Genomic DNA, 14,691 nt, shown 5'->3' with positions numbered 1-14,691 from the left:
GAACGGATCGCTGAATACGGAGACGGCGTTGCCTGTCACCGTCGTCGCGCACGACGTCACGAACAGCGCTGCGCATGCGACGAGCGCAACGCCTACCAGGTGCCGTCGGCTCAGGGCGGCCGCCTTTCGTTCGTTCGGCGGCCGGGGCGGCGCGCTCTTTGAAAGTTCGCTGTCAGGATAGTGAATGCTTTGCCGAGCGCACCGAAAATCGATCGTGAGCAGCGCTCTCAGGCTGATCTCAGGCGTTCCAGAGCGGCGCGGACCCGAGCCGGATCGGTCGTCGACCAGAACGGCGGCAGCGAGGCCCGCAGGAATCCCGCGTACCGTGCCGTCGCCATCCGCGAGTCGAGCACAGCGACGACCCCCCGGTCGTCGACGCCGCGCAGCAGGCGGCCCGCGCCCTGGGCCAACAGCAGTGCGGCATGGCTGGCCGCGACGGCCATGAACCCGTTGCCGCCGTGGGCTGCGATGGCGCGCTGACGCGCCGTGATCAGCGGATCATCGGGCCGGGGGAACGGGATCCGGTCGATCAGCACCAGCGACAGGGACGGGCCGGGCACGTCGACGCCCTGCCACAGCGACAGCGTGCCGAACAGCGAGGCCTCGTCGTCGTCGGCGAATCGGCGGACCAGGGCCGACGTGGTGTCCTCGCCCTGGCACAGCACCGGCGTGTCGAGGCGGCCGCGCATCGCTTCGGTCGCGGCCTTGGCCGCGCGCATCGACGAGAACAGGCCGAGGGTGCGGCCACCCGCCGCGGTGATCAGGCCCTCGATCTCGTCGAGCTGCTCGCCGGATCCGGTGCCGTCGCGGCCCGGCGGTGGCAGCTGGGCCGCGACGTAGAGGATCCCGGACTTGGCGTGCTGGAACGGCGACCCGACGTCGATTCCGCGCCAAGGCATTTCGGTATCAGCCAGCCCCCAAGCCTTGGCCATTGCGTCGAACGAGCCGCCGACGGTCAGCGTCGCCGAAGTCAGTACCGCCGTCGCGTCGGCGAACAACCGGGTTCGCAGCAGTCCGGATACCGATAACGGAGCCACCCGCAGCACGGTTCGGGTCGACCCGCGGTTGTCCTCGTGGTCCAGCCAGACGACGTCGGTGCGGTCGGGAATTGCCGGCGCGAAGGACGACAGGATCCGCGTTGCGGTGTCCGCGATCTCGGCGAGGCTGGCGACCGCCTCGGCGCGCGCCGAGGCGGCCTTGGCGTCGGTGGGCGACGTGTCGATGGTGGATCGCGCGGCCGTGGCCGCGTCGCGCAGCGCGGTGAGGTGGGTTGTGAGCTCGTCGTCCAGGTAGTCGATGCGACCGGCCGACGCGTCCTGGATGGCGGCGGTGAACGCGCCCGATGTCCGTTCCCATCGCTGCACGAGCTCCGGTTCGACGAGCCTGGCTATCCGCCGCGAAGCGACCCCCAGTGCGGTCGCCGTCAGCTCGCCGGTGGCCACCGCGGTCACCCGGTCCACCAGGTCGTGCGCCTCGTCGACGATCAGCAGCTGATGTTCGGGCAGCACGGCCGAGTCGGCGACCGCGTTGATGGCCAGTAGCGCATGGTTGGTGACGACCACATCGGCACCGCCGGCTTTGGCCCGTGCACGTTCGGCGAAGCATTCGGTGCCGAACGGGCAGCGGGCCATGCCGAGGCATTCCCGCGAGGACACGCTGACCTGCGCCCACGACCGATCAGCGACGCCCGGCTTGAGGTCGTCGCGGTCACCGGAGTCGGTCGTCGACGCCCAGGCGGTGAGCCGCTGCACGTCGCGACCCAACGCGGTGCCCGCCTGCGGCGCGAAAAGTTCCTGCGGCTCATCATCGGAGTCGGCGGCGCCGCTGTGAATCTTGTTCAGGCACAAGTAATTCTGCCGACCCTTCAGCAACGCGAAGTGGGGCTTACGGGGCAGCGCATCGGTGAGGGCCTCGACCAGCTGGGGTAGATCGCGATTGACCAGTTGGCGTTGCAGGGCAATCGTCGCGGTTGACACCACGACCGGTGCGTCGTCGGACACCGCACGGTTGATAGCGGGAACCAAGTACGCCAACGATTTGCCGGTGCCGGTGCCGGCCTGTACCGCCAGATGCTCGCCGGTTTCGAAGGCGTGGGCGACCGCGGTGGCCATTTCGCGCTGACCGCTGCGGTCGCTTCCGCCCAGCGCGGCCACCGCAGTGGCCAGCAGCTGCGTGACGGGCGAGGGCGCGTCGTCGGTCGTGGCTACTCCTGCTTGTCGGGCGGCGGGCGTCGGGCCGGGATGTGGGTCGTGGGAATCGCCGGATCGCCGTGCGACAACATCAGACCTTCCCACGGCAAGCTTCGCAAGCCCGACGCCACCAGTTCGCGCGCCACGCGCAGAGCGTCAGTGCCCCGGTCGATCACCGTGCTGCCGTCGCGCATCAGGGGGATGGTCAGCCTCCGCGACGGCTCGGCGTCTGCCGGCGGCCGGCCCGCCGGATGCACGATCTCCTCGGTGATCGTGCCGGTCGAACGCGACAGCCGGAGTGCCTCTTTGCGGCCGCCGTGGGATTCCTTGCGGACGCTGCGTTTTTCGACGGGTGTGCCGTCGACTTCGACCAGCTTGTAGACCATGTTCGCGGTGGGCGCACCCGACCCGGTGACCAGTGAAGTGCCGATCCCGTAGCTGTCCACGGGTTCGGCGCGCAAACCCGCGATCGCGAATTCGTCGAGATCGCCGGACACCACGATGCGCGTCCGGGTGGCTCCGAGCCGGTCGAGCTGCTCGCGGACCTGCCGGGCCAGTACGCCCAAGTCGCCGGAGTCGATGCGCACCGCGCCGAGCCCGGTACCGGCGGCCGCCACCGCGTTGGCCACACCGGTCGTCACGTCGTAGGTGTCGATCAGCAGCGTGGTGCCGGCGCCCAGCGCAGCGACCTGGGCCGCGAAGGCGGCCGACTCGTCGGGCCCGTCGGGACCGTCGTAGAGCAGCGTGAAGGCGTGCGCGCTGGTGCCTTCGGTCGGCACGCCGTAGCGGCGGTGGGCCTCGAGGTTGGACGTCGCAGCGAACCCCGACAGATAGGCGGCGCGTGCCGCCGCGACGGCGGCGAGCTCGTGGGTGCGGCGCGAGCCCATGTCCATGATCGGCCGCTCCTGGGCGGCGCTGACCATGCGCGCGGCTGCCGATGCAACCGCGGTGTCGTGGTTGAAGATCGACAGCGCCAGGGTCTCGAGCATCACGCATTCAGCGAAACTGCCGCTCACCGAAAGTACCGGGGAGCCAGGGAAATACAGATCGCCCTCGGCGTAGCCGTCGACGTCGCCGCTGAATCGAAAATCGTGCAGGTAGGCCAGGGTGTCCGGGTCGAGGAATTCCGCCAGCGATGCGCATGCGGTGTCGTCGAACCTGAACTCGGTCAAGGCTTCCAAAAACCGGCCCGTCCCGGCCACCACACCGTATCGGCGTCCGTCCGGGAGCCGACGAGCGAACAGCTCGAAGGCGCACCGGCGGTGCGCGGTGCCGTCGCGCAGCGCCGCCGACAGCATGGTCAACTCGTATCTGTCGGTCAGCAGCCCGGTGTACACCGAGTCGTTCACGCCACAACGGTATCGGTTGCGTTGCGGTGGCTCGGTATCCTGGAAGCCATGGTTGCGTCAGCCCCGACAAAACCGGGGACCACCGGGCAACGGGAAGCCGACACGGTCGAAGCCACGGCCGCCCCCTGGGTGACCATCGTCTGGGACGATCCGGTCAACTTGATGAACTATGTGACGTACGTTTTTCAGAAGCTGTTCGGCTACAGCGAGCCACACGCCACCAAGCTGATGCTGCAGGTCCACAACGAAGGCAAAGCCGTGGTGTCCGCGGGCAGCCGGGAATCCATGGAGGTCGACGTGTCGAAGCTGCACGCGGCCGGGTTGTGGGCCACCATGCAGCAGGATCACTGAGATCGAGTGCGCAAGTGGAAGCGGGTTGAGACCGCCGACGGCGCCCGTTATCGGTCCGCGCTGGATGCGCACGAGGCCGCCCTGCTGAAGAACCTGGTCGCCTCGATGATCGGTTTGCTCGAGGAACGCGAATCGTCCACGCCGCAAGACGAACTCGAGCAGATCACCGGTATGAAGACCGGTAACTCCGAGCGGCCGGACAACGCGACGCTTCAGCGGCTGCTGCCCGATTTCTCCAAGCCGGGCGACGACGGACAACCAGCCGCCGACAGCCTTAACGCCGCTCTGCGCAGTTTGCACGAGCCAGCCATCATCGATGCCAAACGGGTTGCGGCGCAACAACTATTGGATACCCTTCCCTCCGACGGCGGCAAGCTGGAGCTGACCGAGGATGCCGCGAACGCCTGGGTCGCCGCCGTCAACGACCTACGGCTGGCGCTGGGCACCATGCTCGACATTCAGCCCAACGGCCCGGATCGGCTGCCCGACGACCATCCGCTGGCTCCTCATCTCGATGTCTACCAATGGCTGACGGTGTTGCAGGAATACCTGGTGCTCGCGTTGATGGACGCCCGATGAGCTCCATCACCGATGTCGCGGGCATCCAGGTCGGCCACCATCACCGGTTGGACCCTGACGCGACGATGGGTGCGGGCTGGGCCAGTGGCGTCACCGTGGTCTTGACGCCGCCCGGCACCGTCGGTGCCGTCGACGTTCGCGGCGGTGCGCCCGGTACCCGGGAAACGGATCTGCTGGACCCGGCCAACAGCGTGCGCTACGTCGACGCGGTGCTGCTCGCCGGCGGGAGTGCCTTCGGGTTGGCGGCCGCGGATGGCGTGATGCGCTGGCTGGAAGAACACGACCGTGGCGTGGCGATGGCCGGCGGAGTCGTGCCGATCGTGCCGGCCGCGGTGATCTTCGATCTCGACGTGGGCGGCTGGAGCAACCGACCCACCGCCGAATTCGGGTATGACGCCTGCCGAACGGCCGGAACCGAGGTGGCCGTCGGCACGGTCGGCGCCGGGGTGGGGGCATGCGCGGGTGTGCTCAAGGGTGGCGTCGGCACTGCGTCGACGACGCTGCCGTCTGGTGTGACGGTCGGAGCACTGGCTGTGGTGAACTCCGCGGGCAACGTGGTGGACCAGGGCACCGGCTTGCCGTGGCTCAGCTATCTGGTCGACGAGCTCGGCCTGAGTGCCCCGCCCGACCAGCAGGTCGTCGCGCTCGGGGAACTCGAGTCGCCGCTGAGCTCGCTGAACACCACCATTGCGGTCGTCGCGACCGACGCCGCGCTGAGCCCGGCGGCTTGCCGCCAGATCGCGAGCAGTGCTCACGACGGGCTCGCCCGCAGCATCCGGCCCGCACACACCCCGGTGGACGGCGACACGGTGTTCGCGCTGGCCACCGGCGCGATTGAGGTGGCCCCGCCGGCCGATTTACCTGCCGCGTTTTCGCCGGAGACAGCGTTGGCCAGCGCCGTGGGCATCGCGGCATCCGACTGCCTGGCCCGCGCGGTGGTGGGGGCGGTGATCGCCGCCGAGGCGGTGGCCGAAATACCGACCTACCGGGACATCTTGCCCGGCGCATTCGAACCACGCCGGTAGCGTGGACGAAGTGGGGGTTGCTGTGGAAAGGCAGCTACGGCGATGACCAACCAGAGTCACACACCGGCAAAACAGCCGAAGAAGCGTTCCGCAGCTGTAGTCGGCGGGGCCACGATCATCAGCTTCGTGGCCTTGCTGTACATCGTCGAAGCGTTCGATCAGCTCAACGGGCACCGTCTCGACGACAACGGCATCCGCCCGCTGGAGACCGATGGCCTGTGGGGAATTCTGTTCGCTCCGCTGCTGCACGCGAACTGGGGGCACTTGGCGGCCAACACTGGGCCGGCGCTGGTGCTGGGCTTTCTGGTTACCCTGGCCGGGCTCTCGCGATTCCTCTGGGCGACCGCGATCGTGTGGATCGTCGGCGGATTGGGTACCTGGCTGATCGGCAACATGGGATCGCCCTGCGGGGAGACCGACCACATCGGCGCCTCCGGCTTGATCTTCGGCTGGCTCACCTTCCTGCTGATCTTCGGGTTCTTCACTCGCTCGGGCTGGCAGATCGTCGTCGGGCTGGTGGTGTTGGTGACATACGGCGGAATCCTGTGGGGGGCTGTGCCGGTGCTCAACGTCTGCGGCGGGGTGTCCTGGCAGGGGCATCTCTGCGGCGGGCTCGCCGGGGTGCTTGCCGCGTACCTGCTGTCCCGCCCCGAACGTGAAGCTCGCCAGCGGCGACGGGCGTTACCGAGGTGAGTAACGCACTGGCGCCCATCGGGGTGTTCGACTCCGGCGTGGGCGGGTTGACGGTGGCCCGCGCGATCATCGACCAACTGCCCGACGAGGACATCATCTACGTCGGCGATACGGGTAACGGCCCCTACGGCCCGCTCACCATCCCCGAGATCCGGGCACATGCCCTGGCCATCGGCGACGACCTCGTCGACCGCGGCGTCAAGGCGTTGGTGATCGCCTGCAACTCGGCGTCGTCAGCCTGCCTGCACGATGCGCGCGAACGCTATGACGTGCCGGTCGTTGAGGTGATCCTGCCCGCGGTGCGCCGGGCCGTCACTACGACCCGCAACGGTCGCATCGGCGTGATCGGCACGCAGGCCACGGTCGCCTCGGGCGCGTATCAGGACGCGTTCGCGGCGGCCCGCGACACCGAGATCACCGCGGTGGCCTGCCCGCGGTTCGTCGACTTCGTCGAGCGCGGCATCACCAGCGGCCGCCAGGTGCTCGGTCTTGCCGAGGGGTATCTCGAGCCGCTGCAGCGTGCCGACGTCGACACCGTGGTGCTGGGGTGCACGCACTATCCGCTGCTGTCCGGACTCATCCAACTGGCCATGGGTGACGCGGTGACGCTGGTGTCCAGCGCGGAGGAGACGGCGAAGGAACTGCTTCGCGTGCTGACCGAACGCGACCTACTTCATCCCCACCCTGACCGTCCCGACGCCGCGTCGCCGCTGCGCGCGTTCGAGGCCACCGGCGACCCGGCGGCCTTTCTCGCACTTGCGGCGCGATTCTTGGGGCCGGCGGTCACCGGTGTCGAGCCGGTGCACCGTCACATCGCTGCTTCGGGCTGAGCTTTCTCCTGAGGAAAGCGGAGATGTTTTCAACAACTTGACGCTGGGCATGGCACAGTAGTGACCGTGCGAATTACCGTGCTGGGCTGCTCCGGGAGCGTTGTTGGCCCGGATTCGCCGGCATCGGGTTACCTGCTGAGAGCACCGGACACTCCGCCCTTGGTGATCGACTTCGGTGGAGGCGTGCTCGGCGCGTTGCAGCGGCACGCCGATCCGGGTTCGGTCCATGTGTTGCTGTCGCACTTGCACGCCGATCACTGCCTCGACATGCCGGGGTTGTTCGTCTGGCGCCGCTACCATCCGTCGCCGCCCAAGGGGAAGGCATTGCTGTACGGACCGAGCGACACCTGGTCGCGCCTCGGCGCGGCGTCCTCACCGTTCGGCGGGGAGATCGACGACTGCTCTGACATTTTCGCTGTGCATCACTGGGTCGACGGTGAGGCCGTGACGATTGGCGCGGTCAGCGTCCTGCCCCGACTGGTGTGCCACCCGACGGAGTCCTTCGGCATGCGGATCACCAATCCGGCCGGCGCGTCGTTCGTCTACAGCGGCGACACCGGCTATTGCGATGCGGTCATCGAGCTGGCCCGCGACGCCGATGTCTTCTTGTGCGAAGCGTCTTGGACGCATGCGCCTGATCGCCCGCCCAACCTTCACCTGTCCGGCACCGAGGCCGGACGGATCGCGACCGCAGCCGGGGTGGGGGAGTTGCTGCTGACCCACATCCCGCCGTGGACGTCTCGTGAGGACGTGATCAGTGAGGCCAAGGCCGAATTCGACGGCCCGGTGCACGCTGTGGTGTGCGGCGAGACATTCAACATCGGGCGCTCCTGAGCACTTGACCGCAAGCTAGGGTTGGCCTCGTGTCAAAACGAGAAGACGGCCGCCTGGACGACGAGCTTCGACCGGTTGTCATCACCCGCGGATTCACCTCCCACCCGGCAGGTTCGGTGGTGATCGAATTCGGTCAAACCAAAGTCCTGTGCACCGCCAGCGTCACCGAGGGCGTGCCGCGCTGGCGCAAAGGATCGGGCGTGGGCTGGCTGACCGCGGAGTACGCGATGCTGCCGTCGGCTACCCACACGCGCAGTGACCGGGAATCGGTCAAAGGCCGGCCATCCGGACGCACCCAAGAGATCAGCCGGCTGGTCGGCAGATCGCTGCGGGCCTGTATCGACCTGGCGGCGTTGGGGGAGAACACCGTTGCCATCGACTGCGACGTGCTGCAAGCCGATGGCGGTACCCGGACCGCCGCCATCACCGGGGCGTACGTCGCGCTGGCCGATGCGGTGACTTACCTGTCGGCGGCCGGCAAGCTGTCCGATCCACGACCGCTGTCGTGTGCGATCGCCGCGATCAGCGTCGGCGTGGTCGACGGCCGGGTGCGAGTGGATCTGCCCTACGAGGAAGACTCCCGCGCTGAGGTGGACATGAACGTGGTGGCCACCGACACCGGGACACTAGTCGAAGTGCAGGGCACTGGCGAAGGCGCCACCTTCCCGCGATCGACGCTGGACAAATTGCTCGATGCCGCACAAGGGGCCTGCGAGAAGCTGTTCGTCGCGCAGAACGAGGCGTTGGCGTTGCCCTATCCGGGTGTGCTGCCCGAGGGTGGCACACCGCAGAAGGCGTTCGGGAGCTGACCCGACTGCCTGCCGGCGGCAATTAACCCTTAGCAATTGCCCGGGATGCCGGTGAACATGTCTGTGCCGCAGGGAGGCTCGGAGTCGGGCGGCGGAACTTCTCCGTCCCATAGCGTGCTGGGCAGTCGGCCGTTGTAGGGAACATTGCCTTTTCCATTGCGCACCCAGAACCAGGTGTGGCAGATATTCATGTCCCAGCTGTAGGCAGGACCCGGCCCCGTTGGGTAATTCATGGGTTGCCCTGGGCACCAATTATGCGGTTTGTGCGCCTGGGCGATACCTGCCTGGCCCAGGCCGCCAAGCGCGACGCCGCCAGTCAGCACTGCGGCTGCAATGATCCGTGTCGGGGTGCGGTTGGTCTTCATATTGCGATGCCCCTTGCTAATGGCAGCCTCACACGGCCACCTTTAGCGGATTGTGCGCCGGGCGGGTGCAAAAAGCATGGGGCATTTGACCCATTTTGTGTGTCCGCCGCCGCATGGCTTGCGGTGTGCAGCGCTGAATTACGATGACTAGCTGACCGTTCGTGGCCTCAATAGATTGGATCAACAGTTGACCCGCTTGCTGGTCGCCAGCCGAAACCCGAAGAAGCTGGCCGAGTTGCGGCGGGTGTTGGACGCAGCCTCGCTCTCGGGGCTGACGCTGATGTCACTCGACGACGTGCCTCCGTTCGACGAAGCCCCGGAAACCGGTGCAACGTTTGAGGATAACGCTCTGGCTAAGGCTCGCGACGGGTTCGCGGCGACGGGATTGCCGACCGTCGCCGACGACTCGGGGCTGGAAGTGGCCGCGCTCAACGGCATGCCCGGTGTGCTGTCCGCGCGGTGGTCGGGCACACACGGCGACGACGCCGGCAACACAGCGTTGCTGTTGGCGCAGCTGCGTGACGTGCCTGATGAGCGTCGTAGCGCGGCCTTCGTCTCGGCCTGCGCGCTGGTGTCCAGTTCGGATGAGGTCGTGGTCCGCGGCGAGTGGCCTGGCGCGATCGCTCGCGAGCCGCGCGGCGATGCCGGCTTCGGCTACGACCCGGTGTTCATCGCGAACGGCGAGGATCGCACTGCGGCACAGCTGACTTCGGCGGAGAAGGACGCCGCATCGCATCGCGGCCGCGCGCTCGCGCTGTTACTGCCAGCGTTACGCGCGCTGGATCACTGATAGTTCAGGGTCATAAATTGAACTGCGCCTTCACATTTCGAGTCTGGAAATGCTCGACGATGATCCCGAGCAGTGGGATAGTGCCGGCCAGGAGAACGCCGATCGTCTTCACGATCGGCCACCGGACCTTGACAGCAAGGTTGAACGCCGCCAGTACATAAGCGAAATAGACCCAGCCGTGCACGATGCCGATCCAGGTCGGTGGATTCGACACTTTGACGATGTAGTGGACCACAAGCTCGTAGCACAGGGCGATAAGCCACAGACCCGTCGTCCACGCCATCACGCGGTAGGCGAGCAGGGGAGTGCGGATGTTCTCGCCGGTTGTGGTCATGCGGTTGTCCTGTTCTGCTTTGGATGGTTGTCGTTGTCTGCCTTGGCAAGTTCGGCCAGATAGGCGTTGTACTCGCGGAGCGCTGGGTCGTCGGAGTTCTGTTGCGCGGCCTTGGGACGTTCGGGCAATAGTCCGTCCGGTATCTCATTGACGGCGTCAGTGTTTCGATGCTCCGGCGGCGCTTCCTCGTAACGGACGAATTTGCGATAGGCGTAGACGCAGAATCCGGCGAACGCGGGCCATTGCAAGGCGTAGCCGAGATTCTGGAAAGTGCCCGACGTCGATTGAAATCTCGTCCACTGCCACCAGCCCAGAGCCAGGCAGCCGGCCGCCGCGAAGACCACCAGCACGGTCGCTGCAAGTCTCCGACGACGTGTAGTGGACATCCCTAGAAAGTACCCCGAGGTGTTCTGCGGGCCGCCCTCACGCTTTTGGACCGACGAATTCGTCTAGTCGCGCGACCGCGGCTTTCCGATAGACGGCGATCTCGAACCAGCGCGGCCGTGTCCACGGGATCCCGAGCTCATCGAGCGCCGCGCTGAACAGCCCACGGCTGTCGTCGGATCGGTTTGAGAAGTGGTAGCGGACGCTTCGAACTCCGCGATCGTTCGCCACGACGCGGCAGCGGTCGATGATTCTGGGGTATTTGTCGTCGAGAACGATCCTCAGCCGCCAGGCCCGCGGATGTCGCGAGATGCACCCGTCGCCCAAGTACATGCCGAGCAGATAGCTATACCCCGCGGCTGGGAATGCTGCGAAGTCATGTAGGACCCCGCAGACCGATGTGCCCACCGGCCTGGGCCGAGTTGATGGACGGAGTCGCCAGTCCCGAACTGTGCATCGCGGAATGCCAGTCTGTCGCGCGATCGCGCAGTCGTTTACACCGGCCGCGATCAGCCGCTGCACAGTTTCGAACTCTTCTATACAGCGCACGATGCCCGCTCCCTGTCGTCTCCGATGAAGCCAAGTTAAGAGAGAGAGCGCCGACAGGTTCGAGGATTGGAGTGACGGTACGATCGCCAGGCACTGCGGGCGTGGCGAAATTGGCAACCGCGCGGGTTTTAGGTGCCCGTGCTCGAAAGAGCTTGAGGGTTCGAGTCCCTCCGCCCGCACCACTGCGGACTGCTGCCGGGCGCGGGGGTCGGTGCGATTCCACCCGCTCCCTAACATGAGCGGGTGGACGCATTCTTCACCGCCGACGGCGATTCCTATCTGCCCGGAAACATGACCCGTGGACCGTGGGGCCAGACGATGGGTGGCCAGATCGTCGGCGGGCTGCTGGGCTGGGCGTTGGACGGTCACGGCGACGACGAACTTCAACCGGCTCGGCTGACGGTTGATCTTTTGCGGCCGGTGCCCATTGAACCCGTGTCGATCGAGACATCGACTGAACGCGAGGGCCGTCGCATCAAACTTGTCGACGCCGCGATGCTGCAAAACGGCCGGGTCGTCGCACGAGCCAGCGCACTGTTCTTGCGGCGTAGCGCCGAACCCGAGGGTCAGGTGTGGTCGGCACCCGTGGCCATGCCGCCGTTGCCGACCGACTCCGATCCACTCGAAGCCGAGATGCCTTTTGGCATCTGGACCTACAGCGCTGATACCGAAGCCGGCAGCGCAGGAATGCCTCCGTTGGAGTGGGAGCAGCCCGGTGTGCAGAAGTTCGCGTGGACGCGCATGTTCCGCCCGATGGTGGCAGGGCATCCGGTTACGCCGTTCGCCCGTGCGGCCTTCGCCGGAGACATCATCAGTTCGTTGACGCACTGGAGCACAGCAGGCTTGCGTTACATCAATGCCGACTACACGGTGGCCATCAGCCGGCTACCGCAAGGCGAATACATCGGGCTGGCCGCGGAGAGTTACTACGGCAACGATGGTGTGGGCGCCGGGTCGGCGACCCTGTTCGACAGCATCGGGCCTATCGGAACGGGGACCGCGTTGGCTCTTGCCCAACCTCCCGGCGCGTTTCAGCCGAACCATGGGTAGAGCGTTGTACCACTTTGGTTTTGGCGCCCGTACGAAAATGTCTCCCCTCACCGCCTGAGCGGCGAGGGGAGACATTTCACAGCGGGCTAGGTCGTTGCCGGCGCGGGAAGTGCGCCCGGCGCAGGGCCGGTGCCGCCCGGCTCACCAGGTGCCGGCATGTTCTGCGCGGCTCCTGGCATGTTCTGCGACATCCCCGGCATGTTCGACGACATCCCCGGCATGTTCGACGACATACCAGGCATGTTCTGCGAGGCACCCGGGACGTTCGACGTCCACATCAGGATGTCTTGCAGTCCGTCGTTGTAGACAACACCGTTAGGCGGGGCGCCGGTCGCATCGAAGTACAACGTCCCCTTCGACTCGCTGCCCTGGGCGATAGGCGCCGGGTTAAGGCCATTCGGCACCTCGACGTTGTCGATCAGCTTGTAGGTCTGGCCGTTGGGACCGCGAGCGCTGAAGTCTCGGACCTGCGGGGTGACCACACCGCCGTCCGACCGAACCGTGACGTCCGCTTGGTACAGCGTGCCCTTCGGAGTGAAACCCGGAATCGAGATGGTGCTCGGCTGCAGGTTGCTCACCGTGTAGTTGGTCACCATCGGTCCGTCGACCAGCGGTTCGCTGGTACCGAATCCTTGAATGTTCGGCGCGGCCGAAGCGCTGCCTGCCGTGGCGAGGCTCACCGCGGCAATACCCGCGGCACCAATCGCCGTCCTCATTGTCGTCGTTGTGAACTTCACGATGGGCTCCTTCTTGGTTTCCTATTTTCGGAGCGCGAACCCGCCCTCGAGGTGAGAACACGCTGAGTTGGAATAGCCCACAACAGTCATTCCAAACGTGAGCGCATTGCTCTTTTGCCCGATTCGACCCAACTACCTGCGCAGATAGCACGGCAACATTTCCCTGTGGCGGACAATTTCAGCAACTCTGGCAACAGGGGCACCATTTGCAATCCGTATCGCACGCGTCGAATTTGTGAATGCCGGCCACGGACTAATTACCCGCGACCTGTCACCATTGAGTTTGTGAACGCCGCGATCGTCGCCCTACTGATCTTGCTGGCCGCCGGCATTGTCGTCGGCCCACTTATCCGACTGAGGGCCTGGCTGAAAAGCTCGCCTCCCGGGCAGGAGTTTCAATCGCCGCCCGACGAAGATTCCGACTAGGCGCTGCGTAGCAGCCGCTATCTGTCGCTCAGCAACCCACTTCGATCGTGAAGGGCGCCGTCATGGAGACGCGTGGGTCGTTGAGCTTAGATCCTTGGGCGGTCCCGGTGATGGTGTAGGTGTTGTTCGCGAAATGGAGTTTTGCACCACCGGCTCCGGCGTTGGCGACTCCGGAGAAGCCCTCGAAGTTGTCGAAATGCACCGATTCGACGTTGGGCTTGTCGGAGTCCAGGTTGAGGAGCACCCGAACATTGGCCGGCGCCGCGGTGATATCCGCCGTCAACAACCAATTAACTTGCTTGCACGAGACAGCGTGCGAGGTGCGGGTCTTGTTCTCGAGGGTGATGCGAGCGGTCTTCTGGGTCACCTTGTTGTCGGTGAAGCATCCCGAGCAGGCTGCCGCCAACAATGAAGCACTCACCGCCGCGGTGATAAGCCGTCGCGTCACCGGGCACCTCCCAACCCATGCAGGTTTGTCTCGCACGCTTTTTCTATCAGCCCGCGTGCGTTATCGGGACTAAACGTGCGCGAAGGCCTAGCCCAGCGAGATCCGGCCCATAAGCAAGTCGATGATCGGCTTACCCGCGGCGAACGTCCCGGTGTTCGACGAGTTGACGTGCCCGTAGTCGACCAGCAGGGTGACGCCGTTGACACCGGCGGCCGCATCGCTGTTGAGGAATGCCATCACGTTGCCCATCTGCTCGGGCGTATGCGTCGCGGTGCCGGTGGCCTCCCGGTAGTCCTGCGCGAACGAGAGCCAGAGGTCGGCATTGGCCCGGGCAAGGGGAGTGTCGGTCGGACCCGGGCAGATCGCGTTGATCCGGATTCCCTTGGCCAGGAAGGGGAATGCGTGCGTCGCGACGTAGGCGTTGATCGCCTGCTTACTGGTGCCGTAGTGGCCGAAGTTGTCCGCCTCGTGGGCTTTGCTCCAGGCGTCTGCCGATTCGAAGTCGGGCGTGGCCAAAAACTCCTGGAGCCGTGGCAAGTCGGTTTCCCAGCCGATGCCGGCCACTGAGGAGATGAAGCAAATGGCCCCCCCGCGGCCCAGCTGGCCGTTGCTGATCAGCTTGTCGATCACGTGCCGGTGACCGATGAAGTTGATCTTCATCAAGTCCGGACCGTCGGCAATGCCGGCGGCGGAGAACAGTGCATCGACGGGGCCGACCTGCTCGAGTGCGCTGTCGATCGATGCCGGATCGCGAAGGTCGACCTGGATTCCGCGGCCCAGGCCGGCCTCGACCGGTGCGTAGTCGAGGTTGATCACCTCGGCTCCGAGGTCTCCGACGATCTTGGCCGCAGCGGCGCCCATGCCGGTGGCACCTCCGACCACCAACGCCCGCTTGCCGTCGTAGCGGAACTGCTCGATACCAGTCATTTCGATCCTCTCTTGGGGCGCC

Annotated in this window: 19 protein-coding genes and 1 tRNA gene; 11 read left to right on the top strand and 9 right to left on the bottom strand. The window is 66.0% G+C overall.

Annotated elements, in window-relative coordinates; translation table 11 throughout:
• Positions 1–227: 227 nt before the first annotated feature.
• Positions 228–2,168 carry an ATP-dependent DNA helicase gene (locus WAO18_RS14810; protein WP_422207015.1) on the bottom strand — a complete coding sequence of 647 codons (1,941 nt, stop codon included), beginning with the start codon at positions 2,166–2,168 and terminating at the stop codon, positions 228–230.
• A gap of 35 nt (positions 2,169–2,203) precedes the next feature.
• A complete protein-coding gene (locus WAO18_RS14805; protein ID WP_422207006.1) occupies positions 2,204–3,538 on the bottom strand; it encodes a nicotinate phosphoribosyltransferase in 1,335 nt (444 codons plus the stop codon).
• Between the two features lie 48 nt (positions 3,539–3,586).
• Between WAO18_RS14805 and clpS the strand changes: the two genes are divergently transcribed.
• From clpS to rph, 7 genes are read left to right on the top strand one after another with little or no spacing between them, the layout of a single operon-like run.
• On the top strand, positions 3,587–3,889 hold the full coding sequence (gene clpS / locus WAO18_RS14800) for an ATP-dependent Clp protease adapter ClpS (RefSeq protein ID WP_422207005.1): 303 nt from the start codon (positions 3,587–3,589) through the stop codon (positions 3,887–3,889).
• A 6-nt stretch (positions 3,890–3,895) separates the two neighbouring features.
• A complete protein-coding gene (locus WAO18_RS14795; protein WP_422207004.1) occupies positions 3,896–4,468 on the top strand; it encodes a DUF2017 domain-containing protein in 573 nt (190 codons plus the stop codon).
• Complete coding sequence (locus WAO18_RS14790; protein WP_422207003.1) at positions 4,465–5,493, top strand: P1 family peptidase; 1,029 nt, start codon at positions 4,465–4,467, stop codon at positions 5,491–5,493. Before WAO18_RS14795 ends, WAO18_RS14790 begins: the two co-directional genes overlap by 4 nt.
• Positions 5,494–5,535: 42 nt before the next feature.
• On the top strand, positions 5,536–6,186 hold the full coding sequence (locus WAO18_RS14785) for a rhomboid family intramembrane serine protease (RefSeq protein ID WP_422207002.1): 651 nt from the start codon (positions 5,536–5,538) through the stop codon (positions 6,184–6,186).
• Positions 6,183–7,016 carry a glutamate racemase gene (murI, locus tag WAO18_RS14780; RefSeq protein WP_422207001.1) on the top strand — a complete coding sequence of 278 codons (834 nt, stop codon included), beginning with the start codon at positions 6,183–6,185 and terminating at the stop codon, positions 7,014–7,016. Before WAO18_RS14785 ends, murI begins: the two co-directional genes overlap by 4 nt.
• 60 nt (positions 7,017–7,076) lie before the next feature.
• On the top strand, positions 7,077–7,850 hold the full coding sequence (locus tag WAO18_RS14775; protein WP_422207000.1) for a cyclic nucleotide-degrading phosphodiesterase: 774 nt from the start codon (positions 7,077–7,079) through the stop codon (positions 7,848–7,850).
• 29 nt (positions 7,851–7,879) lie between these two features.
• Positions 7,880–8,659, top strand: coding sequence for a ribonuclease PH (gene rph, locus WAO18_RS14770; RefSeq protein WP_422206999.1), 780 nt, complete (start codon positions 7,880–7,882; stop codon positions 8,657–8,659).
• Between the two features lie 29 nt (positions 8,660–8,688).
• On the opposite strand, the gene WAO18_RS14765 is transcribed toward rph, so the two are convergent.
• Positions 8,689–9,024: a hypothetical protein gene (locus WAO18_RS14765; RefSeq protein ID WP_422206998.1), complete on the bottom strand. Its 336-nt coding sequence runs from the start codon at positions 9,022–9,024 to the stop codon at positions 8,689–8,691.
• A 187-nt stretch (positions 9,025–9,211) separates the two neighbouring features.
• Here WAO18_RS14765 and rdgB point away from each other — a divergent pair, with 187 nt between their 5' ends.
• Entirely contained in the window at positions 9,212–9,814 is a 603-nt protein-coding gene (gene rdgB, locus WAO18_RS14760; protein WP_422206997.1) for an RdgB/HAM1 family non-canonical purine NTP pyrophosphatase, read from the top strand.
• A 10-nt stretch (positions 9,815–9,824) separates the two neighbouring features.
• On the opposite strand, the gene WAO18_RS14755 is transcribed toward rdgB, so the two are convergent.
• From WAO18_RS14755 to WAO18_RS14745, 3 genes are read right to left on the bottom strand one after another with little or no spacing between them, the layout of a single operon-like run.
• A complete protein-coding gene (locus WAO18_RS14755; RefSeq protein WP_422206996.1) occupies positions 9,825–10,148 on the bottom strand; it encodes a DUF3817 domain-containing protein in 324 nt (107 codons plus the stop codon).
• Positions 10,145–10,534, bottom strand: a complete 390-nt coding sequence (locus WAO18_RS14750; RefSeq protein ID WP_422206995.1) for a hypothetical protein — start codon at positions 10,532–10,534, stop codon at positions 10,145–10,147. The genes WAO18_RS14755 and WAO18_RS14750 overlap by 4 nt, the downstream gene beginning before the upstream one ends.
• Positions 10,535–10,571: 37 nt before the next feature.
• A complete protein-coding gene (locus WAO18_RS14745; RefSeq protein ID WP_422207014.1) occupies positions 10,572–11,084 on the bottom strand; it encodes a hypothetical protein in 513 nt (170 codons plus the stop codon).
• Between the two features lie 92 nt (positions 11,085–11,176).
• Between WAO18_RS14745 and WAO18_RS14740 the strand changes: the two genes are divergently transcribed.
• Together WAO18_RS14740 and WAO18_RS14735 are read left to right on the top strand one after the other, a co-directional pair.
• Positions 11,177–11,263: transfer RNA gene (locus WAO18_RS14740), tRNA-Leu, on the top strand.
• A gap of 109 nt (positions 11,264–11,372) precedes the next feature.
• Positions 11,373–12,131, top strand: a complete 759-nt coding sequence (locus WAO18_RS14735) for a thioesterase family protein (protein ID WP_422207013.1) — start codon at positions 11,373–11,375, stop codon at positions 12,129–12,131.
• An 86-nt stretch (positions 12,132–12,217) separates the two neighbouring features.
• Here the strand turns inward: WAO18_RS14735 and WAO18_RS14730 are convergent, their stop codons facing one another.
• Positions 12,218–12,868, bottom strand: coding sequence for an MPT63 family protein (locus WAO18_RS14730; protein ID WP_422206994.1), 651 nt, complete (start codon positions 12,866–12,868; stop codon positions 12,218–12,220).
• A gap of 285 nt (positions 12,869–13,153) precedes the next feature.
• Here WAO18_RS14730 and WAO18_RS14725 point away from each other — a divergent pair, with 285 nt between their 5' ends.
• Positions 13,154–13,294 (top strand): hypothetical protein, encoded by a 141-nt coding sequence (locus WAO18_RS14725; RefSeq protein WP_422206993.1) that lies wholly within the window; start codon positions 13,154–13,156, stop codon positions 13,292–13,294.
• A gap of 28 nt (positions 13,295–13,322) precedes the next feature.
• On the opposite strand, the gene WAO18_RS14720 is transcribed toward WAO18_RS14725, so the two are convergent.
• Positions 13,323–13,742, bottom strand: coding sequence for a lipoprotein LpqH (locus WAO18_RS14720; RefSeq protein ID WP_422206992.1), 420 nt, complete (start codon positions 13,740–13,742; stop codon positions 13,323–13,325).
• A gap of 87 nt (positions 13,743–13,829) precedes the next feature.
• Positions 13,830–14,669: an SDR family oxidoreductase gene (locus WAO18_RS14715; RefSeq protein ID WP_422206991.1), complete on the bottom strand. Its 840-nt coding sequence runs from the start codon at positions 14,667–14,669 to the stop codon at positions 13,830–13,832.
• Positions 14,670–14,691 lie beyond the last annotated feature (22 nt).

The sequence above is a fragment of the Mycobacterium sp. genome (assembly GCF_049278535.1).
In the GTDB taxonomy this organism is placed as follows: Bacteria; Actinomycetota; Actinomycetes; order Mycobacteriales; family Mycobacteriaceae; genus Mycobacterium.
Note: the sequence above shows the minus strand (reverse complement) of the source record. Positions and strands in the feature narration are given on the sequence as shown.

What these genes read in the sequence shown, in the direction of transcription:
- clpS (WP_422207005.1), top strand. Translation starts at nt 3,587, where the DNA reads ATGGTTGCGTCAGCCCCGACAAAACCGGGGACCACCGGGCAACGGGAA.
- WAO18_RS14790 (WP_422207003.1), top strand. Translation starts at nt 4,465, where the DNA reads ATGAGCTCCATCACCGATGTCGCGGGCATCCAGGTCGGCCACCATCAC.
- WAO18_RS14785 (WP_422207002.1), top strand. Translation starts at nt 5,536, where the DNA reads ATGACCAACCAGAGTCACACACCGGCAAAACAGCCGAAGAAGCGTTCC.
- WAO18_RS14765 (WP_422206998.1), bottom strand. Translation starts at nt 9,024, where the DNA reads ATGAAGACCAACCGCACCCCGACACGGATCATTGCAGCCGCAGTGCTG.
- WAO18_RS14755 (WP_422206996.1), bottom strand. Translation starts at nt 10,148, where the DNA reads ATGACCACAACCGGCGAGAACATCCGCACTCCCCTGCTCGCCTACCGC.
- WAO18_RS14750 (WP_422206995.1), bottom strand. Translation starts at nt 10,534, where the DNA reads ATGTCCACTACACGTCGTCGGAGACTTGCAGCGACCGTGCTGGTGGTC.
- WAO18_RS14735 (WP_422207013.1), top strand. Translation starts at nt 11,373, where the DNA reads ATGACCCGTGGACCGTGGGGCCAGACGATGGGTGGCCAGATCGTCGGC.
- WAO18_RS14715 (WP_422206991.1), bottom strand. Translation starts at nt 14,669, where the DNA reads ATGACTGGTATCGAGCAGTTCCGCTACGACGGCAAGCGGGCGTTGGTG.